The 26,383-nt window shown below is 48.9% G+C and carries 24 protein-coding genes and 3 pseudogenes; 19 read left to right on the forward strand and 8 right to left on the reverse strand.

Going from position 1 to position 26,383, the window contains the following annotated elements; all coding sequences use genetic code 11:
• Positions 1–66: 66 nt before the first annotated feature.
• The 10 genes and pseudogenes from C825_RS04805 to C825_RS04850 form a co-directional block, all read left to right on the forward strand.
• Positions 67–498: pseudogene (locus C825_RS04805) on the forward strand (DUF4141 domain-containing protein); the annotation flags it as partial.
• 23 nt (positions 499–521) lie between these two features.
• On the forward strand, positions 522–1,535 hold the full coding sequence (traJ, locus tag C825_RS04810; RefSeq protein ID WP_007655455.1) for a conjugative transposon protein TraJ: 1,014 nt from the start codon (positions 522–524) through the stop codon (positions 1,533–1,535).
• Positions 1,536–1,563: 28 nt separating this feature from the next.
• Positions 1,564–2,187 (forward strand): annotated as a pseudogene (traK, locus tag C825_RS04815) (conjugative transposon protein TraK).
• Positions 2,177–2,467, forward strand: coding sequence for a hypothetical protein (locus tag C825_RS04820; RefSeq protein WP_025726204.1), 291 nt, complete (start codon positions 2,177–2,179; stop codon positions 2,465–2,467). The pseudogene traK and the gene C825_RS04820 overlap by 11 nt, the downstream one beginning before the upstream one ends.
• Complete coding sequence (locus tag C825_RS04825) at positions 2,451–3,302, forward strand: conjugative transposon protein TraM (protein WP_010801612.1); 852 nt, start codon at positions 2,451–2,453, stop codon at positions 3,300–3,302. Before C825_RS04820 ends, C825_RS04825 begins: the two co-directional genes overlap by 17 nt.
• A 12-nt stretch (positions 3,303–3,314) precedes the next feature.
• Positions 3,315–3,719, forward strand: coding sequence for a conjugative transposon protein TraM (gene traM / locus C825_RS04830; protein WP_016213046.1), 405 nt, complete (start codon positions 3,315–3,317; stop codon positions 3,717–3,719).
• Positions 3,720–3,723: 4 nt separating this feature from the next.
• Positions 3,724–4,623, forward strand: coding sequence for a conjugative transposon protein TraN (traN, locus tag C825_RS04835; RefSeq protein ID WP_010801613.1), 900 nt, complete (start codon positions 3,724–3,726; stop codon positions 4,621–4,623).
• Between the two features lie 19 nt (positions 4,624–4,642).
• On the forward strand, positions 4,643–5,236 hold the full coding sequence (locus C825_RS04840; RefSeq protein WP_081615928.1) for a conjugal transfer protein TraO: 594 nt from the start codon (positions 4,643–4,645) through the stop codon (positions 5,234–5,236).
• Positions 5,237–5,262: 26 nt separating this feature from the next.
• A complete protein-coding gene (locus C825_RS04845) occupies positions 5,263–5,724 on the forward strand; it encodes a TraQ conjugal transfer family protein (RefSeq protein WP_010801615.1) in 462 nt (153 codons plus the stop codon).
• A gap of 157 nt (positions 5,725–5,881) precedes the next feature.
• Positions 5,882–6,793, forward strand: coding sequence for a M48 family metalloprotease (locus C825_RS04850; protein WP_010801616.1), 912 nt, complete (start codon positions 5,882–5,884; stop codon positions 6,791–6,793).
• A 21-nt stretch (positions 6,794–6,814) separates the two neighbouring features.
• Here C825_RS04850 and C825_RS04855 read toward each other — a convergent pair whose 3' ends face one another.
• From C825_RS04855 to C825_RS04890, 8 genes and pseudogenes are all read right to left on the reverse strand, one after another.
• Positions 6,815–7,276 carry a hypothetical protein gene (locus tag C825_RS04855; protein WP_007655468.1) on the reverse strand — a complete coding sequence of 154 codons (462 nt, stop codon included), beginning with the start codon at positions 7,274–7,276 and terminating at the stop codon, positions 6,815–6,817.
• A gap of 368 nt (positions 7,277–7,644) precedes the next feature.
• A complete protein-coding gene (locus tag C825_RS04860) occupies positions 7,645–7,884 on the reverse strand; it encodes a hypothetical protein (protein ID WP_025726198.1) in 240 nt (79 codons plus the stop codon).
• A 122-nt stretch (positions 7,885–8,006) separates the two neighbouring features.
• Positions 8,007–8,231: a hypothetical protein gene (locus C825_RS04865; protein WP_010801617.1), complete on the reverse strand. Its 225-nt coding sequence runs from the start codon at positions 8,229–8,231 to the stop codon at positions 8,007–8,009.
• An 82-nt stretch (positions 8,232–8,313) separates the two neighbouring features.
• A pseudogene (locus tag C825_RS04870) lies at positions 8,314–10,217 on the reverse strand (ParB/RepB/Spo0J family partition protein).
• Positions 10,218–10,243: 26 nt separating this feature from the next.
• Positions 10,244–10,834 carry a hypothetical protein gene (locus tag C825_RS04875; protein WP_010801619.1) on the reverse strand — a complete coding sequence of 197 codons (591 nt, stop codon included), beginning with the start codon at positions 10,832–10,834 and terminating at the stop codon, positions 10,244–10,246.
• A 64-nt stretch (positions 10,835–10,898) separates the two neighbouring features.
• A complete protein-coding gene (locus C825_RS04880) occupies positions 10,899–11,912 on the reverse strand; it encodes a hypothetical protein (protein WP_010801620.1) in 1,014 nt (337 codons plus the stop codon).
• 33 nt (positions 11,913–11,945) lie between these two features.
• Entirely contained in the window at positions 11,946–12,239 is a 294-nt protein-coding gene (locus C825_RS04885) for a hypothetical protein (RefSeq protein ID WP_007655476.1), read from the reverse strand.
• 883 nt (positions 12,240–13,122) lie between these two features.
• The gene (locus tag C825_RS04890; RefSeq protein ID WP_010801622.1) at positions 13,123–14,874 is read right to left on the reverse strand and encodes an AraC family transcriptional regulator; all 1,752 of its coding nucleotides are present in this window, start codon (positions 14,872–14,874) and stop codon (positions 13,123–13,125) included.
• A gap of 450 nt (positions 14,875–15,324) precedes the next feature.
• Between C825_RS04890 and C825_RS04895 the strand changes: the two genes are divergently transcribed.
• The 9 genes from C825_RS04895 to C825_RS04935 all read left to right on the forward strand — a co-directional run bounded on the left by C825_RS04895 (position 15,325) and on the right by C825_RS04935 (position 26,351).
• On the forward strand, positions 15,325–16,470 hold the full coding sequence (locus C825_RS04895) for a hypothetical protein (RefSeq protein WP_010801623.1): 1,146 nt from the start codon (positions 15,325–15,327) through the stop codon (positions 16,468–16,470).
• A 15-nt stretch (positions 16,471–16,485) separates the two neighbouring features.
• Positions 16,486–17,271: a hypothetical protein gene (locus C825_RS04900; RefSeq protein ID WP_010801624.1), complete on the forward strand. Its 786-nt coding sequence runs from the start codon at positions 16,486–16,488 to the stop codon at positions 17,269–17,271.
• Positions 17,249–18,577, forward strand: coding sequence for a S41 family peptidase (locus C825_RS04905; protein ID WP_228110491.1), 1,329 nt, complete (start codon positions 17,249–17,251; stop codon positions 18,575–18,577). Before C825_RS04900 ends, C825_RS04905 begins: the two co-directional genes overlap by 23 nt.
• Positions 18,578–18,620: 43 nt before the next feature.
• Positions 18,621–19,331, forward strand: a complete 711-nt coding sequence (locus C825_RS04910) for a porin family protein (RefSeq protein WP_010801626.1) — start codon at positions 18,621–18,623, stop codon at positions 19,329–19,331.
• Positions 19,332–19,366: 35 nt separating this feature from the next.
• Positions 19,367–20,494: a hypothetical protein gene (locus C825_RS04915; RefSeq protein WP_010801627.1), complete on the forward strand. Its 1,128-nt coding sequence runs from the start codon at positions 19,367–19,369 to the stop codon at positions 20,492–20,494.
• 90 nt (positions 20,495–20,584) lie between these two features.
• Complete coding sequence (locus C825_RS04920) at positions 20,585–21,880, forward strand: NCS2 family permease (protein WP_010801628.1); 1,296 nt, start codon at positions 20,585–20,587, stop codon at positions 21,878–21,880.
• A gap of 57 nt (positions 21,881–21,937) precedes the next feature.
• Positions 21,938–22,474 carry a hypothetical protein gene (locus C825_RS04925; RefSeq protein WP_228110490.1) on the forward strand — a complete coding sequence of 179 codons (537 nt, stop codon included), beginning with the start codon at positions 21,938–21,940 and terminating at the stop codon, positions 22,472–22,474.
• Positions 22,475–22,496: 22 nt separating this feature from the next.
• On the forward strand, positions 22,497–25,022 hold the full coding sequence (locus tag C825_RS04930) for a hypothetical protein (RefSeq protein ID WP_010801630.1): 2,526 nt from the start codon (positions 22,497–22,499) through the stop codon (positions 25,020–25,022).
• Between the two features lie 24 nt (positions 25,023–25,046).
• Positions 25,047–26,351: a hypothetical protein gene (locus C825_RS04935; protein WP_010801631.1), complete on the forward strand. Its 1,305-nt coding sequence runs from the start codon at positions 25,047–25,049 to the stop codon at positions 26,349–26,351.
• Positions 26,352–26,383: the final 32 nt, after the last annotated feature.

The following is a 26,383-nucleotide window of genomic DNA, read 5'->3' on the forward strand; positions in this document are numbered from 1 at the left end:
GATGCGAAAGTATCATGTACGGTTCTTAGGGGGGAAAGGGGTAGCAATACCCCCGACCTACCCGACAAAGCCTATTACGACGCACTGAAATCGGTACATGACCTTGTGAAAGGTGCCCGAAAAGTGCAACAGACCATCCTGCTTGTAGGGGACATCAGCGATATTTACGTGACCAATTTCAATACGATGATGGGCGACCCGAACTTTACCGTGGAGGAACTCTCGGCCATCGCTTTCGGGTATAACCGGCTGCTCGAAGAAAGCAGCAATCTGCTGCTGGACTTGAAGGAAGTGACTACGGCTACCGGACTCTCGATGACCGACAAGGAACGGCTGGACATCATCAACCGGATATACGGTGAGGTGCTGGAATACAAGAACCTGACATGGTATTATACCCGCAAGAATATCGGAATATCGTACCTGCGCAGCAAGAAGAAGGGAGACTCCCAGAGGGTACTCGCCCTGTACGGGACACACGAACAGCGTTACTGGTAATATACTAAAAAAACGGATTGACTATGGTATTACTATCAATAGACTGGACGAACCTGCATGAGCTGCTGCGTTCGCTTTACGATGAGATGATGCCGCTGTGCGAGGATATGGCAAGCGTGGCGAAAGGTGTGGCCGGTATCGGCGCCCTGTTCTACGTGGCCTACCGGGTGTGGCAGTCCCTTGCAAGGGCGGAAGAAATTGACGTGTTCCCGCTTTTCAGGCCCTTCGTGCTGGGACTTTGCATCATGTTCTTTCCCACTCTTGTGCTGGGGACCATCAACGGGATTCTTTCCCCCGTGTGCAGTGCGACTTCTTCACTGGTCGAACAGCAGACCTTCGACATGAAGAAGTATCAGGAAGAGAAGGACGAACTGGAACGGGAGGCGATGCTGCGTGACCCGGCAAAGGCCTTTCTGGTAAGCGACGAGGAGTTTGACAAGAAGATAGACGAACTGGGCTGGTCGCTGGGCGACATGGACACGATGATAAACATGTACGGGCAGAAGGCTGTGTATGACATGGGGGAGAAAGTGCGGCAATGGTTCCGGGAGCTGCTGGAACTGTTCTTTCAGGCCGCATCGCTATTGATAGACACGCTGAGAACTTTCTTTCTGATTGTCCTGTCCATACTGGGGCCGATTTCCTTTGCGCTGGCCGTCTATGACGGATTCCAGAGTACGCTCACCACATGGCTGTCGCGCTACATCTGTATTTACTTATGGCTACCGGTGGGTGACTTGTTCGGGGCTATCCTCTCACGCATACAGATCCTGATGTTGCAGCAGGACATCCAGCAGATGCAGGACCCGACATTCATACCGGACGCATCGAACAGTGTTTATTGCATATTCATGATAATCGGTATCATCGGTTATTTCTGCGTGCCCACGGTTTCCTCGTGGATCATTCAGGCAGGCGGTGCGGGGGCTTTCGGACAGAAGACCAACGGTGCCGGGAAGATGGCCGGGAACGGTGCGGCGGCAGTCGCTGGTGCGGTCGGTGGATCGGTAGCCGGACGCATCAAGAAAATGTTTTAAACGTATCACATTAAAAAACAGAAAAAACATGGAATTTAAATCATTAAAAAACATCGAGACATCGTTCCGGCAGCTACGGCTGTTCGGAATGGTATTCTTGGGAGTTTGCGCACTGGTAACGGTTTTCTCCACCTGAAAGGCATACGACTTTGCGGAAGCGCAGCGGCAGAAAATCTATGTGCTGGACAGCGGGAAATCGCTGATGCTGGCCCTCTCGCAGGATGCGCAGCAGAACCGCCCGGTAGAGGCGAGGGAGCATATCAGGCGTTTTCACGAACTGTTCTTTACCCTGTCACCGGACAAGAATGCCATTGAAAGCAATGTGCAGCGTGCCCTTTACCTCTCGGATGAAAGCGCCATCTGTTACTACCGGAACTTGCAGGAGAAAGGCTACTTCAACCGGATGATAGCGGGGAATATCTCACAGACCCTGACGGTGGACAGCATCGGGGGGAACTTTGACAGCTATCCGTACGAGATGAGGGCCTATTGCCGGCAGCACATCATCCGTTCGAGCAGCGTTACCGAAAGGTCGCTTGTCACCACCTGCCGCCTGAGAAATGTGACCCGGAGCGACAACAATCCGCAGGGTTTCCTGATAGAAGGCTTTACAATCATCGAAAACAGGGACATCGGACAGTATGAAAGATAACGGGCTGAAAAAGGTCTTCCAGTCGTTCAGAACGGGGAAAGACCGCCATATAGCAAAACTCCGCAGACGCTGGCAGCGGTTGAGTTACAGGCAGCAAAGGGTTATCATCCTTTACCTGCTCGGACTCTTCGCCGCCATCGACCTTGCCTACATCGTGGGCGGTTTCTGCGGGACAGACAAATTTCCGATTGAGGTGCGGCATCTCCAAAGGGTGGCGCTTCCCCGGACGGACAGTATCCAACCATTCAAAAACAATGTATCCAATGAAACAATCCGATAAGAAAGAAGAAGTAAAGGAAAAGGAGACGCTGAAAGCGGAGCCGGTATCCCAAAAGGAGAAAAAGTTAAGCGGCAAGACCGCCGGAAAGCTGAAATTTTATGGAGTAGTGGCATTCCTCTCCCTGCTGTGTGCCGGATTTATCTTGTTCCTTTTCAAACCGGATGCGGCTGACACGGTGGAAGGGACAGCGGGCATCAACACCACGATACCCGACGCTATCGCGCCCGAAACGATGGTCGACAAACAGAAGGCTTACGAACTGGAAGAGATGAAGAAACGCAGGCAGGAGAAGGTAAGAACCTTGCAGGACATGGCCGGCGATTTGACACCGGACACACCGGACGGGCTGAAGCCGGAAGAGGACACACCGAAAGCGGATGCTATCCGGGAGTCTAGGGAAAAGCAACGGCAGATTTCAAGGCAGATCACCGCGTTCTATCAGGAACCGAAGGAGAGTCCGAGGGTGGACGAACTGGAACGGCAGGTGAAAGAGCTTAATGAAAAACTGGAACGCGAGCGCAAGGGACAAGACCCGCTGGAACTGATGGAGAAGTCGTATGAAATGGCGGCACGCTATTTCCCCGGACAGACGGGCGGGCAGGTGAAGAACATACAGCCCGCGGACGGCACGGGCAGTTCATCGGGTAATCCTGCGGCGATAGTCGCAGGACGTGCCACGGAGAATGTGGTCTCGTCGCTGGCCTCGCCTCCGCTGCCGGATTCAATCCCACGCAATTATGGTTTTGCCACTGCCGTAGGAGGCGGACAGCTTGCCGGAGCCAATACAATACGGGCCTGCGTGGCCGAAGACCAGACGGTGACTACCGGGGCATGACTGAAATTCCGATTGCTGGAACCGCTGCAAGTGGGCGGCGTGCTTGTACCGGCCAACACCCCGTTATACGGTACGGTGCGTATCGAGGGGCAGCGGATGGCGGTCACGGTGAAATCCATTGAAAGCGGCGGCAATATCCTGCCGGTGGAACTGGCGGCATACGACATGGACGGGCAGGACGGGCTTTTCGTCCCGAATACCGCAGAGCGTACTGCCATGAAGGAAGCCGCCGCCAATATCGGGGGCAGTTTCGGGACAAGCATCTCGTTTGCACGCAGCGCCTCGCAACAACTTGTCATGGACGCGACAAGGGGCGTGCTTAGCGGCGGATCACAATACCTCGCCACAAAGATGCGTGAGGTGAAGGTGGCCGTGAAAGCGAATTATCAACTTTTATTCATATCCAAAAAACAGTAATCAGATGAAGACAAGAATTATTTTATCAATAGTCATGCTTTTCTCCCTGCTGGGGGCAAAAGCGCAGGAGGCGGTGGAAACAAAGATATTTCCCACCAACCAGATTATCGCACCGCACCGGATTGAGGTGACTTTCCAGAAAACCGTGCATATCCTTTTCCCTTCCGAAGTGAAATATGTGGATCTGGGTTCGTTCGACATCATAGCGGACAAGGCGACGAGAGCGGAAAACGTGGTACGCATCAAGGCAGCGGTAAAAGGCTTTGAGGGGGAAACAAACTTCTCCGTCATCACTGCCGACGGCTGTTTCTATTCCTTTAATGTGGTTTACAAGGACGAACCGGCACAGCTCTCTATCGAGATGGAGGACTGGCTCCGGGACAATCCCGAAGGCGGCATTGCCGGTGACCGCATGTTCGTGAAGCTGAAGGAACTGGGCGGGGAAACACCACTGGTGGTGAACCGCATCATGTACACGCTGTATAAGAAGAACAAAAGGAACATCAGGCATATCGGCTGCAAGAAGTATGGCATACAGACGCTGCTCAAAGGGATTTATATCAATAACGACCTGCTGTACCTGCATACTTCCGTGCGCAACAGTTCGGACATATCGTTTGACATCGACTATATCCGTTTTAAAGTCATCGACAAGAAAGTGGCCAAGCGTACGGCCATGCAGGAGAATTTCATCGAGCCGGTAAGGACATACAACCGCCTGGTGACGGTAGATGGAAAAGCCACGGTGCGCAATGTGTTCGTACTGCCCAAACTGACACTGCCGGATGACAAGCTGCTGGTGGTGGAAATCTATGAGAAGGGCGGCGCACGGCACCAGTCGTTCCGCATAGAGAACACCGACCTTGTGGCGGCAAAACCTGTCAGTGAACTGCATTTGAAGTAATAACCCCTATAATATATAATTGTATATGCAAAGAATGCTATTCATATTGGCGTTAGCCGCGACGTTGCTCTTCGGAGCGGACAAGGCATATGCGCAGCGTGACCTGCCGGGGCAGACAGGCATACAGTTTACAACAGGGGGAGTGAATCATTTCCTTTCATGGAAGAGCGGTGGTGAGCGTCACTACTTCACCTCGCTGGCCTTTACCCGTACCAATCGTAACCGCACCTATTGGCAGTACGGTCTGGACTATCAAATAAAGGAGTACACCTATGAGAACAAGGCAATACCGAAAGCGCAGTTCACCGGGGAACTCGGCTACTTCATCCCCGTATTGTCGGACAAGAGGCGGAACGTCTGCTTCCGTATCGGGCTTTCTGCTTTAGGCGGCTTCGAGACAGTCAATTGGGGAACCTCCCTGCTTCCCGACGGGGCGGCAGTGACCAATGGGGACAGTTTTATTTATGGCGGCGCCCTCACGGCAGCTTTCGATGTCTATCTGACAGACCGGATCGTCCTCCTGCTGCAAGTCAAGGAAAGGGCATTGTTCGGGACGGATGCGGGGAATTTTCATACACAGATAGGGCTGGGTGTCCGTTTTGTCATCAACTAACGAAAAAAGAAAGGAGAAACAATAAAATGAAAAACGTAATCTATATATGTATAGGCGCACTGGTTGCAGTGCTGGCATTCGGTTCATGTAACGATGAGATAGACATCCGGCAGGACTATGATTTCAGTCTCTCGTCATGGTATCTGCAAAAGCAGATTGCTACGGATGAAACGGTGGAGATACGCTTTTATCTGGACCGTGAAGGGGACTATGAAAAGGCAGAGTATGAAATCGGCTACATTCAGATGGAAGGCAAGGGAGAGGTGACGGACTGCGAAGGCGTGAAACTCGTCAATCGGGAAGTGAGGCCGCTGGCAGAAGTGCCGAGGCTGGATGCGGAAAATCCGGTGAGGCAGGTATTCACTCTCTTTTACCGCTCGACAAGTGCCAAACGCTCGGAACTGAAATTCTTTGTCCGGGATAATTTCGGACGGGAAAGTGAACTGACAGTGACGTTTGACGTGGAAAGCGGTACGGCAGAAAAATAGCTGTTATCAGTACCTATCAGGAAGTACGGCGGGGCATCCCGCCGTCTCTTGTTTTATGAAATTTGCTTAATGAAAATAAATGAATAAGTAATTGTTCCGGATTGCGCAAAATTTGTTTCTATATTTAGCCGGAAGTTAATAAATTAATCATATACGCATGAAAACAACACTCAGAATATTCCGCATCATCAGCAAGTTGTTGCTGATGGCCTATGTCACGATAGTGAATTTTGTCTTTATTACGGTGTTTTACGCATTGCTGCTTTCTATCTTGCGCCATATATGGCCTGCATACATACCGGGTCTGTTTGATGAGGGGCTGGTTCCCTATTTAGTCAATACGTTACCGTACTATCTTTTACTGCTATTCATCCTTTATTCCATTTCTCCGCTTAATGTGTGGATGCTACGCAGAAAAGAAGGGTATCGTCCTTTGAACAGTTCCGACCGCATGAGGCTGGAACGGTTGCTTTCGGAAATGGGTGTGAACCGGAAACTGAAACTTTATCGTAACAATGACGCGCGGGTAAATGCCGCCGCATTCGGTTTCAACACGATAGGATTAACAGGTGGAGTACTCGCCACCGCTTCGGATGAGGAACTGAAGGGCATCATCAGCCATGAAGTGGGACATATTTCCCATTACGACTTTGTCTATCAAGTGCTTTTATTCTCGATGGAGTCGTTCGGTTACCGCTGCCTTTACGGTATATTTCTTATTCCGGCTTTGATATTCGGGATAATCGGCAGCATGGTGTTTGCATTAGTTCCGGCATTGGGTTTTGTGGGTGAACTTATAGCGAAGATATGGTGGGCCGTTTATAAACTGCTTCATCGGATTATTTACGGTATCAGCCGGATAGCTGACGTGAATATCAATAAATATGCCGAGTACCGTTGCGACACGTATGCCGTGCGTTATGGCTGCGGCGAAGGACTGCTTTCTTTCCTCCGCCGGTTGAAAAGAACGGAAGACGTTTACAGTGAACGCCCGACTTTTACCGAATATATTATGAGTACGCATCCGTCAACCGAAAGACGGATTGAACGGCTGGAAAAACTGCTGTAAGGTACGGGAAGGCATATATGCCTATATCATTTTACGGATATTGGCATAGGGAATACCAGACGCACGCACCTGCCCGATTTCCGGACAAAGGTCATTATAATAACAGATGATATGGCAACCGGACAGCACCTTTACGGTGTTGCCTTTTTCAGAAAGTTGTTCTTTGCTGTCCGCCTGCTTTATCAAATCGTCGTATAAGGCACAGTACAGCCTGTCGGTATCTGCCGGAAAACCAGTTTCCGGTATAACTGCCGAGAGGATTATCTCCGGGCATCTGCCCGTATCGCGCAGCATGACTATCGTATCCGCGCCCAACAGTCCGATATAGGAATGTAGATTGCAGGTGAATGTGCGGCAGCCATCACTATAAAGCGAAAGGATGATCCGGTAGAGTTCCATCCGGATTTTGTCTTCCCTGAAGTAGTCGTATTTTGTTGTCTTTTCAATGGTACAGCCTGTTATGGCAACGTTCTTGTTGTACATCTTGCTATGATTTTTTAATTAATACCTTGTCCGTAACTTCCTGCTATGTACCGGACAGAAAAAAGCACGGTACTTAACAAGTCTGAACACAGGCACGACCAAGCGCCTCGCAGGAGACGAGTTAAGCCCGTGCCATAAGTGTACGACAAGGACCTTACCCGTTTATCCTCCTGCATTAAAATTGGTCGTTTCGTGTTCGGGAATAAACAGCTAAAAGCTATTCTAATATGTTATCATTCAATTATTTCTAATCTTATAATATTCTTGATTTTATATTCAACTACGCAAAAGTAGAAAAAAGCCGGGCAATCACGTAAGGATTGCCCGACTTTTTTAAGGGAAGCTGTTCAGGTGTGGGGTATGGCAGGTCAATCCACCGGTTCGCCGCCATAGCACAGGCGGCAGATGTCCTTGTGGATTTCACGCATGATGTCCAGTTGCATCCGTTTGCTGATATGACGGTTCTCGGAACGCATGAACAAACGGTTTTCAATCAGACTGCAAAACTTCGTGCCTTCCTTGCTTACAATGCAAATGATTTGATTTTCGAGGAAAAAATCCGTATCGGTGGAATATTCCACATTCGGGGAGATTCTTATGTATTTCATATATTCACGGTTTGGATGATAATTACGGTGGCGGTGTGGGTGGGGTCGTCCGGCCCTGCCCTCTGTTCTTTCAAGACGGGGAAAAATATGTGCCGGCTGATAGTTTCCGGCACATGAAACAGTTACCCGCATACGAACAGTTCATCTACATTCTTTCCCGATAAACGGATAAGCCTATCTTCGTACCTATCGTATAACTTGTTAAATTCATCTTGATATTTAGAATGATATGTCCCTCCTTTAGTCATCAGTTGTTCGGGTAATTTCCCGTATTTATCTGCCAGTTCTTTTTCTGCCAAAGAACACGCAAATTGTTTGATGGTATCAATTATTTCTTCTTTCTCCATAATGTTACAATCTTATAGGGTTAAATTAAAAATCGGATTGGATATTGAAAGGTGAAAAATTTCACCTTTCAATATTATACATTCAAGCTGCCTTATCATCATGGGGCAATGAAGGGGATACTTTTTGCTTTTCATCCTTTTTTGCTGCCGCCTTTTCCGCTTTCTTCATCTCCTTTATCCTCTCTCCCAAACGTTCGTGCCTTTTCTGATATTCTTCCTCGTGGGTGGCTTTGGCAAGTCCGTACTGGTCGGGGAAGTGCATGTTTGCGAAGTCCCTTAACAGTTTGGATGCACTGTTGTCTCCGTAAGCGTTCTCACAAAGAAAATGGTTGATAAAATCACGTTTGATGACCGTCCTTTGCACGTCCGTCAGTTTGGCTACAATCTTCATGCGCTGCTTCTCGTCTAACGGCATCGGCTGGTCTTTGATACCGCAAAGCGGATAATGCTTTCTTTGCAACCAAGTCAGTATGATGAAATAAAGCATTCCGTCCTCGTACTGTGTAAACGGACTTTCGGGATAGTCATTTTCACGGACAACTTTCTTTGTGTCGGCTACAATCTTTTCAACGGAAAGTTGCTTGAAACGCTTGTCCCGTTCCTGCAATGTCTCAATGGTGACGGGGCGGTTTCCTTCCTGTTTATCTCCACGTAGCAAAGTTCGGGTTCTGTCTGTCCCACTTTGACATATGTCTTTATCCTGCCCTCTTCCTTTTTACGGTTGAGTTCTTCCACCTTTCGGGTGTATTCCTCGTTTTTCTGTTCAAAGGTCTGTACCGCTTGTTCATACTCTGTCGGTTCGGTGAACTGCTCCTTTTGCGGTGCTACGGGTGCTTTGGGAAATTCCCTTGCCGACACGTTGTAATCGAAATCTTTGATTTCATGCCCTTTCTTGTCCAATTTTTGGAGTGCCGTGTCGTTACGGCTTCCGTAATAAGGTCGGGCGATCACCAACTTTGGGTCGGATTTCAGAAGTTTCTCCGTTTCCTTTGCCACATGCGCTGCGTTCTTGGCTTCCAGACATTTGCGGTTGGTACAATGTCCGCATCCGTTATGCTCGGCAAAAAGGTTATAATTCGCTGCGTTGTGTACACACGCCTTACATTCCGTCTTGTCGAACTTGTATTGTTCAAGGTCGGTGGTATAGCATTTCTCAAAATGCTTTCTAAAAAGGTTCAATGTGTATCCCGTCCAATTATCTCCGCTGTCTTCCTTGAGGTGTTTCTCGTAAACGTCTTTTTGGATATTGGGTTCATAGGTGCTTATTTCCTCGGCTACGCTGACGATGATTGTTTCATTGTCCAGCAGTTCACCGATAGGCGCATACAGTTCGTTCAGTTTCAGACGGGTATAGATATACTTTTCACTCCGTCCGAAACGGCTGACAAGTGAATACATATCATACCTGCCCTTTTCAAGCAGGCGTTTGAACGCTTTCGCTTCTTCGGTGGGGCGCACCTGCTCACGCTGTAAATTTTCACTTAGTGACATATCCTCCGCTTCATTGTCTGTTACATTATTATATATAGTTGCCTTTATCGTCTTTGCTCCTGCAAGCAATGAGGCACGGTAGCGGCGTTCACCGTAGATGATTTCATAATCTCCTGCCGTGCGTGGACGTACCGCAATGGCCTGCAAAACACCTACTTCCCGAATGCTGTCGGCAAGTTCCTGCAAAGAAGTGTCATTGAAGGTCTTGCGGTGGTTGTCTGCGCTCGGAAACACGGCTGTAATGTCAAGGTCGGTTTCGGCTGTAGCCGTTGCAAGCGGTGCTTTAAGCGTGGTTTGCTGCGGTGCTTCTTCCAGAACGGTGGGAACGGTTGCCGTTTCGGGTGCTTCCGTTATTCCGGCAGTCGTGGGCATGTTTTGCGGTGAAAGTAATATCATCGGTTTGGGGATGATTGCCAAAGCGGTTACTTTTACTGCCGTTTCTTTCTCTGATTTCTGAACGCTGTTCATTTTCTGTACTTTTTTGTTCATTTTCATAATGATAAGTTTTTAAATGTTGATAGTTAATTGAATAGTTTTCCGTCCGAAAGGTATTCCCAATTGTTGGCGTTACTTTCTTCCGTGAAGTATTCCAATGTTTGGGTACTCTCCATATCATCCCGACAAGCACGGAAAAAGCTGTCGAGACAATCGTTCATAAGGCTGTCAAACGTGACTGTTTCGGTGGGCGATTCCAAAAACTTATAAATCGGATCGAGAATACAGTCATCTATGTAATAGCCCGTAAGGGGGCAACAGGTATCTACAAGTATTCTGCTTTTTCTGCCTTTCCTTCCGTTCCAATAGAATTTGGGCGTATATAGGTCGCTCCAATGGTTGTTTGTCAGATAGGTTGCCAACCGCCAGCCGCTTAACTTGTCTATATAGTCTTTCTGCCTGCTCCGATAGTCATAACTATAATGGATTTCATCATATCTCCAATGACCGCACACAATGCCGAAGCATTCGCAAAAGGTATCGAGCGTTTTACGGTTCTCGTCCGTCCAACCGTAAAAGTATCGGTTGCATAACCATTCGTTATGTGCCTTTTCTTTGGCTTCCCCGGATAACTCGGTTATCTGATAAAGGGTATATGTTCTTGTTTCTGTTCTCATATCATCGTATGTTTAGAAGTTCTTTGATAATATGGCGGATTGCTCCGCCATACTTTGTGTATAGTCATGCGTGGATGCACGCTGCGAGCGTCTCACGTACTTTCTGTTCCTGCTTCCTGCTGTAAATCCACCCTGCACGCCTTTCACCGTTGTAGGTGAGGTTTGCACGGAACAGACCGTTTAAATCTTTCAATACGTCCTTTATCGGCTTGGTGTCCCCGAATACGGCTATCGCCTTTTCGCTGTACTCCACAATTTCAATATTGAGCGTTGAGAGGTCTGCGGATGTTGTCGGCTGCTGCGTTTCGTCTTCCCTTTGCGGTGCTTTTAGACAAATGTTGGCTTCATCCCCTGCGGTGCGGGCGTATCTCTCCATGAACTTGCCAAGGTCGTAAATCGGCTCTTTTGAAATCGTCCAACCGCTGTACTTGTTGCGTCCCAAATACATGCCGTCCCCCATGCTGTAATTCTCACGGTGCTCGTATTCCTTGTTGTTCTCTGCCAAATAAGCCGTTCCCTCAAAATTGACGGCATACTTGCGCATCTCTGAAAAGAGGTTGCGTGTATGGGTGGAAAAGCCTAAAATCACGGTTCTTTCTATACGGTAGTCGTAGTAGTCCGTATAGCTGTCGCACTCGCTCATCCGTAGTTCACCGATAATCACGGCTTTTGCATCCGACGGGATAAGGGGGCGCAGGCGTTCCGCACCGATTTTTGCGGTGCGTTCGTTCCTCTGCCGTTCTTCCTCCGCTTTTCTGTCATCCTCCGTTTTCTTCTCCGTTGCCTTAGTGAGTAAGACTGCGGTTTCCAACGGATCTAAAAACTTGGGGTTCGCATCATCGTAATAGATGCCTATCCCGAATTTTTCCGACAAAGGTCGGATAAGGTCGGAAGTGTGAAATTCGTAGGTTCGTAAGTTGATAAGATGATAGGTTATTCCCCACTTGCTGCGGCTCACTTCATACACTACATAACTGTCGTAGCTGTAGCCTTCCAATACTACCACTTGATTGACTGAAACGGTCTGTTCGTCTCTGTTGTAACTTCTGTTCGCTCTTAATAAATGTACGTTGTTCATAATGAGTTGTTTTTTAATGATTAATATTTCGTTTCAGAGTATCACGCATAAAAGGATGATGAAAAGGGCAAGCACGAAAAGAGAGAGGAAAGAGGAAAGGATGCGCCATACGGCACGGATGAGGAAACCCACCACCGCCAAACCTGCCAACATGGGCAGAATACCGCCTAAACCCGTCACCACACCACCCACGAAGGCACACATGAAACGCATCGCCACATACGCAATGAAACCGACCAACGACCACTTCACCAAAATTTTTATGCCGGTTGGAGCGGAGCCGAAGCCTCGTTTCAAATCTTGCTGTATTTCCGTTCTCTTTTTCATAACATTGACTTTTTTTTTATGCCTTGTCGGTGGCTTCACCTTGCTCGTTTCAGGGGGCAGATACGGACGGGGAGAAAATATGCAAGGCTTTTGGTGAAAAATTTTCAACCGCCCCGCTGGACGGATTGAAAAATTTTCGCCAAAACCCGGAGGGCGCGAAGCGGCCTTGCAGATTTTTAGGGGCCCGGACGTAGCTTCGCACCCTGAACCATGCAAGGGGAAGTCATGACGGGGTAATAAAAATGAGGAAATTGTTATATCGGGAAAAAGAGATAAGGAAATATGGCAAGATTCAAAAAACCGTGCTGACAGGAATAAACATTCATTTCCTCTCTAAAATTCTACGATATATAAAAAATAAGGGAAATTACAAGGATGTAATTCCAAATGACTAATATACATGCTAAGAAAATGCGGAAATGTCCTATTTTAAAAACAAAAAAGCTTATTCAGCGACTTGCGGATGGAAGAGAGACTACCGCAATAATGATGAAAAAATACATAACACAAGGAACAACCTGCTGATATGGGGGAACTTTGGGATTATATGTTTCATCAGGCAAAATCAAGTTTATGTATATGGATATGTGATGAAGAAACTGTTTTATTTTCTAAAAGAATCAGACTTTGATAAGATACTGTTTTCGTTGAATACAGATCGGATGGTATTGAAATATGCATACCCCCAAAAACACTTGCGTTACTTGATACCCTAAGCAGTGCAAACTGATGAACAGTTCCAATATCAACCACCTAAGATATCTTACCAGCCATAACAGCTTTTGCAAATTACGGACTGAAAGTATATTTTATTATAGAAAAGAAAAATGTATTGTAACAGTTAATGCTTAAAATATTTGTATAACATCAAGAATAAACTAGCCTACTCTATTTTAGTACGCATATATTGTGCAGGCGTCATTCCCGAAATCTTGACAAAAGCCCTGTAGAATGTGCTACGGCTGTTGAAATTGGCCTCTTCGGCAATCGCATCAACAGAAAGATAAGGCTTTTCTTTCATCAGTTTGATGGAATACTCTATTTTCAGACTGTTCAGATAATCGTTGAAATTGTCGGAGTCCGCATATTTACGCAACAGGGGGCTGAGGTCATTCTTGTTGATACCTGCGACACGTGTTAAGTCGTCACGACCGAATCCGGGTTTCAAGAAAAGCTTCTGTTCGACAAGCAGGCTTTCCATCTTCATGAAACGTGCATAATCCTCATCGCTTTTCGTCTCCGAAACTTCCACCTCCGTTTCCGTAACGGTTGCAGATGTCTCCTCCTCCAGCTGGCCGGCTTCGCCTCCTTCCGTTGTTCCGTGGGTGTCCTTGGGTTGTGCAAACACCTTTCGCAACTCTTCACGTTGTGCCAGCAGTTCATCTATCTGTTTGGCTGCAATGCGGTTACGTTTCTTTGTCTTTTGCAAATTCACAAAAGTCGTCCAAAGGATGATAAAGAGCAGAACCGTCAGGACACACGACGCTGCCAGCAGAAGCATACGCCGTTCAGACAAGGCATGGGCTTTGGTCAACAGCAACTCTTTCTCTTTCAGTTCGAACTTAGAAGCGAACTCTTGTGCCTTGCTCTTGCTCTCACGGGTATAAATGCTGTCTTGCACCACCCAGCCACGCAGGGTGAAGGCATCGGCCAGGTCGAAACGTTTCATTCCACGGCTGGCACGTGCACGGTAGTTGAGCAAAATCAGATATTCATAGCTTACGGTGTCATTCGTAAAAGCGGAAAGACATGTGTCGCTCAGATCAGCCGCTTCCGCATATTGCTTGACTTTCAGAAGATAAGGTACACTATACTGTTTTCCGGTAAGGGTTTGCGAAAAGCTGGTAGACCAGTATTTCCTGAATATTTCCGCCGCCTCTTCTTTCTTCCCTTCATCGTGCAACAACACGGCCATTTTGGCATAAAGGAACCCATACTGCTGGTCAATATACCCCGGAGGAGGCCCAGGAAGCCCGCTCATGCGCTGTATAAGGGCCTCACGGCGGTAGCCTATTTCAATGGCCTCTGCTATCCGGTCCCGGTTGATATGGAAGGACATGTAGTCACCATAAATAGTCGAGAGACGGGACATCTCACGTACGTTCTCCGTATCTTCCAGCAGCTTCACAGCCTGTTCAAAGTACTCCTGTGCCTTTTCGTCGTTTGTCATGCCGATGCAGACGCACGCCATTGCGGAGTACATTTCTGCTTCTTCTTGCTTGTTCGACAGGCTGCGTGCCAGCTCAATGCCTTCCTGACACACGCTGATGCACTCCTCATACTGGTCCAGCCTTGTCAGGATATTCGCCAGCATCACTATGGATGAAAGTCTGCGCTCCGGCACCAGGCATACCGAATCGTTTTGCAACGAACGGCGCACACATTGTTCCTTAGCAGTCAGGTCGTGCTTGATTTCATAACACATGGCCCGCAACAAGTCGATCCGGAAAGGGGCGATGCCGGAAGCCGAGCTTTTCTCCGCTTCGTCCAGCAGCCGTAACGCACTGTCCGGGTTGTTTACATATATGGAACGAACCGTGCGTTCGGTCAGCAGGCTGTCGGGAACGGCTGCACCCGCACGAAAAGCATCAACCGCCCAAAGGAGGAGGAATGCCAGGAAACAACTTAATCTCATTTTTATCCTATTTAAAAAACAGCGGCAAATGTAATAAATCGACTTGACTAAGCCAAAAGAGGCTCTCTGCGACCGGATAGTTTTTCGCTCTGTTTTCCGGTTTGAACCAGCATTGAGTATTCGTCATAACAAACTATATATCAACGTGTACAGACAATTTGAGATATACTTGGACAATTTGCGACAAACCCTTTTGGATAGTTCGCTTACTTTTGTCCAAGTAAAAAAACATCCCGAGTCATTATGAAACGAAGTAGGTTACCATTCAGACAATTCTTTTCTATGGACACAGATATTGTGCCCATTATCCAAATAGTCTCCACAATCATCTCCTTGGTAATTGTGGTGGTGTCTATTGTATTTTTAGTGGTCGGATAATGTGCGGGAATGATACGAAAGCAATAAAACAATAAGAAGTAAAACAAATACTAATCAAAAAAAGAATCAAAAATGAAAAGAAGTAATTTATGGAGAAGTGTATCTGCCCTGTTGATGGCAGGTTGTATCTGTTGCACCATGCCGTCATGCAGTGACGACGACGGACCGGCAGTCATTGAAGCCGCACAGCCGACCGCATCCGATTATGAACTGAATGAAGCGGGCGAGGTTGCCTTGGAATTTGAAGTAGTCCCCGGAGACGCCCAAGTAGACGAGGTGACGATTGTAGGAGGAAACAGCGCGTTCGAATCAAAAGGTTTCACATCCAAAGGAAATGGCAAATGGGTATTGAATGCCAAAGTAACCGACTTTACACAAATCAAGCAAGAAAACGCCATTACTCTGTCCATAGCCCAGACCGGTGGAACACCCAGCAACGTCTTGTTTTCCGTGTACGACCCGTTTGCCATCGAAAACAAGTTCCAACTGGAACAGCCCAAAGGGTTCAACTACTACAGTGCCGACAAAGAAAACTTGTATGCAACCGGCCTGCCGGTAGCCCTCAAGCCTCTGCTGCCGGAAAACCTCGACCTGATCGATACAGAAAACATCAAGGTGGTTGACGGAACTCCATCCCATCCGATAGGCGTTGCCCACTTCATCAAAACTCCCTTGGCTGGCGAGGTTGGCTTCACACTGAGGATAAACCCCGAAAAACTGGAAGAGGTGCAGAAAGCTATCCCGACATTCAGCCCGCTTGACTTCAACGTGCTGCTCACTTCCAAGAACAACCGTGTAGCCAGCCTGCCGCTGACAACGACAGCTTGCACACCGCTGACAACCGTGGAAGACGATGCGCTGACCGTATCGGTAGCCGAACTGAGCAACCCGGACTTCGAAAAGGAATTCGACATCGATGTAACCCACAAACTCAGACACATCGGTATATTGAGAAAGGAACCATTCCAAGCCGTAGAATTCGGCCTGCTGAACGCGAACGGTGAACCGGTAGACGACGCGCCTTTCATCGTGGGCTTGTTTGACACAGATGCCAACGGCAATACCAAATGTAGCGTGAGCCTGATGGGAGATGCTGAATTCAACTACGCTCCGGGCACCTACTACTACGTACAGCGTTGCAGCCAGCCTTGGAAATACAACGGCAAGACATACAACCCTGTTTGTGCCGACATGAGATTCAAAATCGTCATCGAGTAAACGGATTACCAAAGGATGAAACAATTCTTTGATACGGATTGGTGGAAAAACACGACCGGATGTACGGTGGGTACCATAATCGGTATCCTCCTCACATTCGGGACGAGTTTCCATTTGGAGAACCGGAGCAAAGCTGAGATGGCACGGAAGACCGTGCTGCTCACCTTGCACAACCTGGATGCCTCAACCCGGAACATGCAGACGCTCTTGGACGAGTTGCAGCAATACGACACGCTTTTCACACGGGCCGCTTCTCTTATGCCCGACCGCTTGGGAGAGATGGGAGACGACTCGTTGCGAATATTCATCAACGCCTTCGGCTCACGCCGATTGCTGATGACGGACTATACCACGAGCAGCATCTTCTCCAATAGCTTTGAGGTGTGGCAATGCTTGGACGATGAGAAGGTGATCGGGCGGATAGGCAACTGTTATAGCGTGCTGGATGTGTGCAACGAAGAGTACAAGAGGATGGAAGCATTGCGTATGAAAGCCTTTCAAGCCTACTGGGGCGAGTGTCCGCCTATGGACTACCCGGACGTTGAAAAGGCGGCAAAGGCGCTCCTCATGCGGAACGACGTGCGGTATGTGTTGCAAATACATCCCAACATCACGCAAATGTTGAGAAACACCCACGACATTGTCTGCCAGTTGAACGAGCGCAACAAACAGGTGCTTCGCATCACACAGGAGGAACTGGATGAAGCAGGGAAACTGTTGGAGAAAAACTCCTACGACATCGATTCGGACGATATGCAATCCCCGGAAAACAATTTGAATGAAAACGAAGGAAACGAATAAAACAACAATGAGTAAAATTAAAATAAATATATGGATACTGGCCACCCTGTTGGCCTTGCTGACCGCCTGCCGCGATGAGGCGGACGATGTGATACAACCCGGCATGCTCGAAGGTAAAGATACGCTGACCGAACAGTTTGACATCATCTGGAGCGGAATCAACCAGAACTATGTGTTTTGGGAGATAGACCCGACCGATTGGGATGCCGTCTACACCCAGTATCGCCCGCGCTTTGAAGAGCTGGACAAGAAGGACACCGTTCCGACAGCCGACTTGCAGAAACTCTACGAGGAGGTATGCGGCACGCTGATCGACCATCACATGAATATCAAGGTGAAAAACCTGAAGCCCGCCCCCGGCGATCAAACGGACATCGTCTCTGTCCATCCCGGCGGGATGGAAGTGTTACAACGGGAAGACTTCTTTCTGGATATCCCCCGCGAAGGCTTCCAAGTGTATCGCAACAAGCTGAAAGCAGCGGGGCGCATCACAAACGACTACGAGTTCGTCAACAACAACCCCGAAGCCAACTTTGATCATCTGTTCACCTACGTTATCGACAATGATATCCTTTACCTGAGATTCAGCAACTTCGCAATCATCGAACAGATATCTAAAGCGGACAACCCGGAGAATACCGAAGCACGTGAAGCGAAGGAGGTCTATTGTGAATATATGAACCAACTCGTGTTCAACCAGGAGATCAAAGGAGTCATCGTCGATGTGCGCAACAACGGGGGAGGCATTTTGTGGGATATGTTCACCGTACTGGGACCGCTGCTGAAGGAAGACATACATGTGCTCGACACAAAGACTAAGATAGGACTGGGACGCTTGGACTACGGCGAATGGAATCCCTTCAATGCACAAGTTACCACACAACGGCAAGTAGGAGAAATGTTGGACTGGGATGGAAAACTGCCCGAAACCAACTGCATCGGCGACCGGAAGTTAGTGTTGCTGACAGACAATTGGTCGGTGAGTATGTCGGAAATGACAGCGGCAGCAGTCAAGCAGCTGCCTTACGCCACGGTGATAGGTCAGCGCACGTTCGGCGGCCTTGGCCCCTTGACTACTAAAACCCATACCTCCTTTTCCGGACAGTTTGGCGACAGGAATTTAGAAAATACAAGCTACTTTGTTTATACCAGCACATGGATGTCGCGCACACACGATGGCGAACAGCTGGAAGGCATAGGGATCACACCAGACATTCCGGTGAAACAAGATTTCGAACGGTTTACCAAACAGCACATAGACGACCAGCTGGAATACGCCATCAACTTCCTGCATGGCAAGAAATAAGAGAGCGACATGACATTGTATAACAACTGATAAGAAAGAAAATATGAAACAAAACAAATGGATAATAACCGGTCTGCTGTTCTTAGCTGCCATCTTCCTGTCCGATCAAGCTGCCGCGCAATGGAAAGTAGGGCTAAACGCCGGATATACCTATAACAGTTATAGCATCGACACACAATATGCCTACGACTTCAACTACGACGGCCTGGGCGGTCTGACCGTGGGTATCCCTGTGGAATATGGCATTCTGGATTGGCTGGCGGTACGTGCCGACCTCACTTACCTGCAAAAAGGGAACACCATGTCTCGTGTCTATAACCCCACCTACCGCGACCGCCGCGACCATTACCTCGCGCTGCCCGTGATGGCACGCTTCTCTTTCGGGGGTGAAAAGGTACGCGGATTCCTCCATGCCGGAGGCTACATGGGCTACTGGGCGAAAAGCCAGGTGCAGGGTATGGAGGAGAGCAACAGCGCCATACTGGATGACTTGATGGCAGATAAAGACCCGGGCGTTTTCGTGGCTTACGACCATAAATACGAGTTCAACTCCAAGCGCGACAATCGTTTCGATGCCGGACTGGTAGGCGGCGTTGGTGTATCTTACCGCATCCGCCCTCATATCGAGCTGGAAGCAGAAGGCCGTTGCTACTACGCGCTGACTTCCATCACCAAGGATTATATGAAGCACACCAAACAACCACAATACAACACCACGTTTGCCTTGCAGGTCGGTGTAAAGTATTGTTTTTAATGAATAAAGGGCAAGTCTCCTAAAAGCAAAGAGTTATGAACAAAACATCTATTTTCCGTTTTCTCACCTTAACGATACTATCCATCTGCCTCACGCAGCCGACAATGGCTCGTGGGGCTGAGCGGAACGCCGACGCACCGGTGTTGCTGAAGATACAACAGGCAGGACACGCGCCGAACGGCTCGCTATTCAACCCCACACTGCAGTTGGAAGTAAAAGCTCCGACTCCGCTCCCCGCCGACGAGGAGGTGCTGATGCTCCGCGTGTACCGCCAAAGCGAACAAGCGCCTTTGAGCAAGCAGGACATCTACCTGACCGGGGCAGCAGATGGAATCAACCATGCGTTGCATACGCCATCCGCCACTTGGGCAGACCAAGTGACACTGTCACCGTTGGCAGGTGGAGCACGCCATTACTACACCTTCTCGCTCGTGACTAACCGGAAGGAGTACTTCAGCAACACCATGGTGGGCGATATCCCTACCCTGCCCGAAGCAAAAGCGGAGACCGAAGGCGAAATACGCACCCTGCCTGTAGTGTTCCACCTCTTTGATCATCCGAGTTTGCCCCAAATTCGTTTTGATGACGAAACGGTGCGCGAATGGATAGCAGCCGCCAATGCCGTGCTGGGCAATGCCGCTGCGACAGCCGGACTGACCGACACTCGTGTGCGGTTGGAAGCTGCCCGTCAAGCACCCGACGGCACGAAGTTGGCAAAAGCCGGCATACACCGTAGCAGCGACGCACCCGTAATCTGTTTCGACGGACGTGCGGATGCGTTGAATCTGGAGTATCCCGACCTTTATTGGAACCCTGATGCCTACCTCAACGTCGTCATCGTGCCTTTTGCGCTAACTGCCAACAACCTTTTTGGGCAATATCCGCAGTTTCCCGAAGGTTGCCAACTCTCCGGTTGCCATACCGTGAATCAACCCACGCTGCCCCATGTCATCTACATCAACAGCTTGGTGGAACCCATACACGGGATTTCCTTTTTCCTGACCGGACTGGGCTCTTATTTAGGATTGACGGAGGAACAGAGTAGCGGTGTCTACGGACTCGACCCGTCGAAAAACACGCATTTAGGATGCACACCGCAGCAAGCGGAAAGAATCGAATATACGCTGAAGCATGCTTGGAACACAGCTAAATCAATGAAATAATAGAAATAATATTAGAAAATAACCGGTCAATAAACGCTTTTGTTGCGAATGTCGCAACAAAAGCGTTTATCAAAAAATAACCGAAAAGATATGCTAAAGAAATTACTGGGTTTCGACTCCACGACCATGACACTACGCACGGAGAGCATCGCCGGAATCACCACCTTCCTTACCATGAGCTACATCCTTGCGGTGAACACCTCTATTCTCTCTTCCACCGGAATGGACAAGGGTGCCGTGTTCACGGCTACCGCTCTTGCCACCGCCCTCTCCACCCTGTTGCTTGCCTTCATGGCAAAGCTGCCCTTGGCACAGGCACCCAGCATGGGGATTAATGCCTTCTTCGCCTTCACGCTGGTGCAAGGTATGGGCTACCCGTGGCAAGTGGCTATGGCAGCCTTGTTTGTGGAGGGGCTTATCTTCATCCTCATTACTTTCTTCAACGTGCGCGAGATTGTGCTGAACAGTATTCCTGCCACGTTGCGCTACGCCATCTCCGTCGGCATCGGGATGTTCATCGCCTTTATCGGACTGAAGAACGCCGGCATCATCGTCTCCGACCCGGCTACGTTCGTGACGTTCGGCCCCTTCACGCCCGTCTCCGTGTTGGCATTGACAGGCATCCTGCTGAGTGGCTTGCTCGTGGTGAAGCAGGTGAAGGGGGCATTGTTCTACAGCATCCTGATTTGTACGCTCATCGGCATTCCGTTGGGGGTGACTACGATTCCCGAAGGATTCCTGCCCATCTCCACGCCCCACTCGCTGGCTCCCACCTTCTGTCAATTCGACTTCAGCCAGCTGTTCACGCTCGACATGGCGGTGATCATCTTCACCCTGCTGTTCATGGATATGTTCGACACCATCGGCACATTGGTAGCCCTTACCTACCGGATCGGGATTGTGAAAGAGAACGGCGAAATCCCCCGTGCAAAAGAGACTATGCTGGCCGATGCCATCGGTTCCACCTTTGGTGCCATACTGGGTTGTTCTACGATTACCACCTATTTGGAGAGTGCTTCGGGCGTTGCCGAAGGCGGGCGTTCCGGGTTTACCTCGCTGGTCACCGGAGGGATGTTCCTCTTGGCCATCTTCTTCGCCCCCATCTTCCTGCTCATCCCCGGTGCTGCCACGACCGGAACATTGGTGCTGGTGGGTGTCTTTATGATGGAGTCCATCACCCGAATAGACATGAAGAATATAGCAGAGGCACTTCCTGCGTTCATCACCATCATAACCATGGTGCTGACCTACTCCGTTGCCAATGGCATCATCTTGGGTATGCTCTGTTATGTGTTGCTCAAACTGGGCATGGGCAGACACCGGGAGGTTAGCCCTACCATGTATGTGCTGTCGGTGTTGTTTCTCCTCAAATTCATATTCACGTAAACCCCTATTATAATAATGTATATGGAAAAGAAGTTTTTTATGATTGTATTTGCCGCAATGATGGCAATGGCCGCATTCACTGCTTGTGGCGATGACGATGCGTCCCGGACAATGTCGGGCGGAGAGATGTTGAAAAATATCAGTATGGTAATTGCCGACCAGGCCGATGCCGAAAAACTTTATCAGGCAGAGGAGAATGCCCCTAATATGATACTGGTTGCCGACTCGAAAGAGGCTGCCCACAAACTATGCGAACGCCTGATTGCCGACACGTGGGACGGCAAGCCGCGCACGGTCGAACTCCCAGACGACTGCGGCATCATCTCGCTTGCGCCCGCTGCGGACGAGAGTATCTTTTGCACCGTTTCGTTCACCGGGCTAAAGAGTTGTGACTATCCGGTGCTCTCCCTCATCATCGCTCCCAAGGAGTACTTGGATGGAGACAACCCCAGCCATTACCATGAAATGCGCGAACCGATACGGGTATGGAGATGTGGCGATTGCGATTGGTGGACCAGTGCCGCTAGGCCCATCGGCAATAAATGCGGTCGTTGCGGAAGCAAGAATATTATCGAACCTAAGAGACAAAGATAAATAATCCATAATAACAAACGAAATGAGAACAAATCTATCCATCAAAGCCCTTTCCCTGCTATTGGCAGGAATGATGACATTCGGACTTGCCTCGTGCAAGGACGATGAACTGATTCCCGACATTGACGAGCCGGATGTGAATATCCCCATTCCCACCGAAGACGAAGTGAAGACGACCGTGGGAAAAACCTACGCTGTATTGGGCGATCAATTCGATGAAGTAACCCCCTACGTGATGAAACGTATGACCGGACAACGCTACAACTACACGCCTGCCGACACAGAGATAGCAGACGACGTGGAGGTGGTGTTTATGGACACCAAAGCACTAACCGGTATGCACAAAGAGATGGCCTACGAACTCAAAGAGTTGTACGACCGCAATGGGTTCATCTACATGCACAAGCCCAATGCCTTGGCGCTTGCCTTCTTCCAAATGCTTGTGAACGATGAGTTGGACGACTTCATGGAGTGGATGGAAGAGAATACGGGCGGTGGCAAAATCGACACCCGCACTGCACAAGACGGCGACCCATTGACGCGTGACAGCTACATCCTCTCGCGCAACAGCTCCCTCGACATGCAGGACATCTACGACGGAAAAGAGATCACCCGTGAAGCGACCGTCACCGAAGTGGACGAAAACGGCAAGGAACAGACCCGGACCGTCACCGAGACATTCACCCCCACCGAACCCACCGACTACGAGTACGGTCTCTTTGCCGAAAGCGTAGCGAAATGGCTGAACGATGATGGTGTCCAGACGAAAACACGTGCCAACGGAGGTGCAGACTTGGAAATGCCCTATACAAAGACCATTTTGGCACCTTGCCGCGTACAACGCATAGGAGACGACAAGCAGATAACCGCCAACGCTGAGATTAAAATACGGGCTGCATCGCTCTACTCTCCACAGGAGAATGAAGACTTCTACTATGTAACAGTAGAACAGATGATACCGGTGGAATCATTCGCCAAAGGAGAATATTATTTTAAGAGCCGTACTGGTCCCATCATGACTGCGCAAGTACATAGAGCAAGAGGATATACATACGGTTCACACGCCATCGATTTGCCCCAATTGGAAGCAGATGGGTATAATGTAACAACCGGTAATCTTCAGCCACTTGCCAAAGGGGAGGTGCCCACAACCCTGTCTGTAGATGGATGGGCGGCAGGCTCCGACGTATGCCAGGACAACACGATTGTGGGTAAGCTGGAAAGCACGTATCATCCCGAAGTATTGGCCTTGGCACCGGAAGAGAGACTCACCAAATTCTACTATGAGCCCTCTGAGACCCATAATGGAAGCAAATATTGGTTTTACTTTTCGAATGAAGCAGACAACTATTACACATTGAAATTCCTTGACCTATCTCATCCTAACTGTAAGAATGTCGTTACACGACAATCGTTCACCTATAAAGTGAGTAACACGGCAAAGAGAGGCTTAAACCCCTTCAAGATGAAGATACACAACAAATTCAGATTCCACGTGGCATGGAAAATGCAATCTGGAGGAGAGTGCTTTAAATATGTCGACATTTACAACGATGTAATCACCACCTCACTGCCTTCGCCTAACCGGTATATAAGCAAACACACCATTGCCCCCGATGAAAAGTATTCCGACTGGAATGCCGTGGAAACCCTCCTGAATAGCTGCCGGCAATACAAGGAACTGAAGGACAACCAGTATTGCCGCGATTCCGAGAACTCGCTGAAAAACCTACTGGAGAGAAAATGGTATGAAGCAAAACAGGCATTGGAAAAGAAAAAGCTTGATCTGTCGGCTGTAAAGAACAACTATATCATTCGTATGACCAACGGAGAAGGGAAAGAAATAGGTTCGCCCCTCTACATTGGCCCCAACGGTGTGAATCTCTTTGGGAAAGGCAGCTACTATATGAGCGACGGCAGCTTCCTCCCCGCCAAAACAAAGCTGACCGAGGAGCAGAAGCGTAACTGTATAGGTATCGTTTGCGTAGGCGGAACAAGCGACAGTAAGCTCCCCAATGGCATCAATGGCTTTGCCATAGCACTGCACGATGCCAACCAGACACCCTGTGCGTGGGGCGACGCTACCCCCTTCAGCAAAAAGGGCTCTAGCAATTGGCCGCTCCTTGATGACGGTGCAGGTTACAACAATACCCATAACCTGATGCTGGCTGCCGCCCAAAGAGACGGGAAAGAGCCAAGCAAGGAGTGGTATCCTGTTCTGTACTATGCCCTCAACTATCCGGTGGCAAACCCCAAATCCAACAAAGGTTGGTTCATCCCTTCAAGGAATGATCTATTATCTGCCACCTCTCTCTCCGACGAGGCATTCGAGAAGGCTGGAGGAGATCCGCTGGTGAGAGACCGGGTGTATGCAAGTAGTTCACTCTATGCGGAGTTAGAGGATTTAGGGAACTTCAATTACAGATATTACAATTGGGTGACCACTTGCGTACTTCGAGGCGAAAACAAGGATGTAGAGTTTGGAGACAAAGCGCACTTCAATGCCGAAGATGAGGTGTTCTACGTAAGACCGTTCATCGCATTCTAATCATTAGAAACAAGACATTACGATATGACAACAAATCTATTAGCCAAATACCTCTCCCTCCTGATTGGAGGGACGATGGTGTTCGTCCTTGCCTCGTGCAAGGACGACGAATTGGCTCCCGACTTCGACGAGCCGGAAGTGAATATTACCATTCCCACCGAAGATGAAGTGAAGACGACCGTGGGAAAAAACTACGCCGTGTTGGGCGAGCACTTCGACGAAGTAGCTCCCTACGTGCTGAAACGTATGACCGGACAACGCTACGACCACAGCCCCGCCGACACAGAAATGGCTGACGACGTGGAGATAGTCTTTCTGGACTACGATGCGTTGATGGAAATCAGTGAGGAAATGGTGTATGAAATAAAGGAAGTGTTCGACCGTGGCGGAGCTGTCTATCTGCACAAACCCAATGCCATGGCACTGATGTTCTTCGACCTCGTTATGTACGACCAACTGGACAACTTCATGGAGTGGTTGGAGCAGAACATGAACGGAGGGGAAGCCCTGACCCGGGCGGGAGAAAAAGGTAATCCGCTGGAGCGTGATTCTTACATCATAAGCCGCAACAATCATCTTGACCTGCGCGACATCTACAACGGTGAACCGGTTACCATCGAAAATGTCATTACCGAAGAGCATGAAGATGGCAGTACACAGACCCGTACCGAAACAGAAGATCTCACACCGGACAAACCCTCTGACTACGAGTACGGCCTCTTTGCCGAAAAAGTAGCTGAATGGCTGAACGGAACAACCAAGACACGCGCATCGGACGGCGAAATGCTGAACTCGGCAGCATTGGAGACAATCCTTCTCCCTTGCCACCTCAAACGTGCGGCAGATAATCAAGTATTCACTTATAACGCGGAACTCAAAACATGGGTATCTACCCTCTATAACTTTGACACCAAACAGGACTACTACCACGTGTTGTTAGAAGAGAGATATCCGGGAGATTTGCTGAAATTCGATCAATATTATAGTCACAAATACGATGTGCAGGGTCATCGTTATAAAGTTGCCGGATATACGTATGGCGGTCTGAGTGTTTACCCGACATTGGATACTGAAGGCTATACATTGAAAGATATGTGGAATCCGCAGCCCGAAAATGAAGGGGTCACACAAAAGACGGATATCGTTGACGGATGGAGCTTGAATGCCGTTTTAGGATACGACGATGGACGGGCAGCCAAACTGACCGGTGGCTTCACACATCAGCAGACTGTAAGTGAGATCAGCAAGGAAATCAATGTAAATCTTAAAAAGGACGGTGCCAAGTATTCATGGGAGTATGATATACCGGACAAATACAAACTTACATAAAAATTGAGATTTATAAGCGCGTCTAATAAAAA

Origin of the sequence: Parabacteroides sp. ASF519 (assembly GCF_000364265.2) — a bacterium.
GTDB lineage: Bacteria > Bacteroidota > Bacteroidia > Bacteroidales > Tannerellaceae > Parabacteroides > Parabacteroides goldsteinii.

What these genes read in the sequence shown, in the direction of transcription:
- traN (WP_010801613.1), top strand. Translation starts at nt 3,724, where the DNA reads ATGAAGACAAGAATTATTTTATCAATAGTCATGCTTTTCTCCCTGCTG.
- C825_RS04885 (WP_007655476.1), bottom strand. Translation starts at nt 12,239, where the DNA reads ATGAAAAAGAGAACGGAAATACAGCAAGATTTGAAACGAGGCTTCGGC.
- C825_RS04920 (WP_010801628.1), top strand. Translation starts at nt 20,585, where the DNA reads ATGCTAAAGAAATTACTGGGTTTCGACTCCACGACCATGACACTACGC.
- traJ (WP_007655455.1), top strand. Translation starts at nt 522, where the DNA reads ATGGTATTACTATCAATAGACTGGACGAACCTGCATGAGCTGCTGCGT.
- C825_RS04935 (WP_010801631.1), top strand. Translation starts at nt 25,047, where the DNA reads ATGACAACAAATCTATTAGCCAAATACCTCTCCCTCCTGATTGGAGGG.
- C825_RS04855 (WP_007655468.1), bottom strand. Translation starts at nt 7,276, where the DNA reads ATGTACAACAAGAACGTTGCCATAACAGGCTGTACCATTGAAAAGACA.
- C825_RS04925 (WP_228110490.1), top strand. Translation starts at nt 21,938, where the DNA reads ATGATGGCAATGGCCGCATTCACTGCTTGTGGCGATGACGATGCGTCC.
- C825_RS04900 (WP_010801624.1), top strand. Translation starts at nt 16,486, where the DNA reads ATGAAACAATTCTTTGATACGGATTGGTGGAAAAACACGACCGGATGT.
- C825_RS04895 (WP_010801623.1), top strand. Translation starts at nt 15,325, where the DNA reads ATGAAAAGAAGTAATTTATGGAGAAGTGTATCTGCCCTGTTGATGGCA.
- C825_RS04845 (WP_010801615.1), top strand. Translation starts at nt 5,263, where the DNA reads ATGAAAAACGTAATCTATATATGTATAGGCGCACTGGTTGCAGTGCTG.
- C825_RS04880 (WP_010801620.1), bottom strand. Translation starts at nt 11,912, where the DNA reads ATGAACAACGTACATTTATTAAGAGCGAACAGAAGTTACAACAGAGAC.
- C825_RS04905 (WP_228110491.1), top strand. Translation starts at nt 17,249, where the DNA reads ATGAAAACGAAGGAAACGAATAAAACAACAATGAGTAAAATTAAAATA.
- C825_RS04930 (WP_010801630.1), top strand. Translation starts at nt 22,497, where the DNA reads ATGAGAACAAATCTATCCATCAAAGCCCTTTCCCTGCTATTGGCAGGA.
- C825_RS04865 (WP_010801617.1), bottom strand. Translation starts at nt 8,231, where the DNA reads ATGGAGAAAGAAGAAATAATTGATACCATCAAACAATTTGCGTGTTCT.
- C825_RS04915 (WP_010801627.1), top strand. Translation starts at nt 19,367, where the DNA reads ATGAACAAAACATCTATTTTCCGTTTTCTCACCTTAACGATACTATCC.
- C825_RS04890 (WP_010801622.1), bottom strand. Translation starts at nt 14,874, where the DNA reads ATGAGATTAAGTTGTTTCCTGGCATTCCTCCTCCTTTGGGCGGTTGAT.
- C825_RS04875 (WP_010801619.1), bottom strand. Translation starts at nt 10,834, where the DNA reads ATGAGAACAGAAACAAGAACATATACCCTTTATCAGATAACCGAGTTA.
- C825_RS04850 (WP_010801616.1), top strand. Translation starts at nt 5,882, where the DNA reads ATGAAAACAACACTCAGAATATTCCGCATCATCAGCAAGTTGTTGCTG.
- C825_RS04820 (WP_025726204.1), top strand. Translation starts at nt 2,177, where the DNA reads ATGAAAGATAACGGGCTGAAAAAGGTCTTCCAGTCGTTCAGAACGGGG.
- C825_RS04860 (WP_025726198.1), bottom strand. Translation starts at nt 7,884, where the DNA reads ATGAAATACATAAGAATCTCCCCGAATGTGGAATATTCCACCGATACG.
- C825_RS04825 (WP_010801612.1), top strand. Translation starts at nt 2,451, where the DNA reads ATGAAACAATCCGATAAGAAAGAAGAAGTAAAGGAAAAGGAGACGCTG.
- C825_RS04910 (WP_010801626.1), top strand. Translation starts at nt 18,621, where the DNA reads ATGAAACAAAACAAATGGATAATAACCGGTCTGCTGTTCTTAGCTGCC.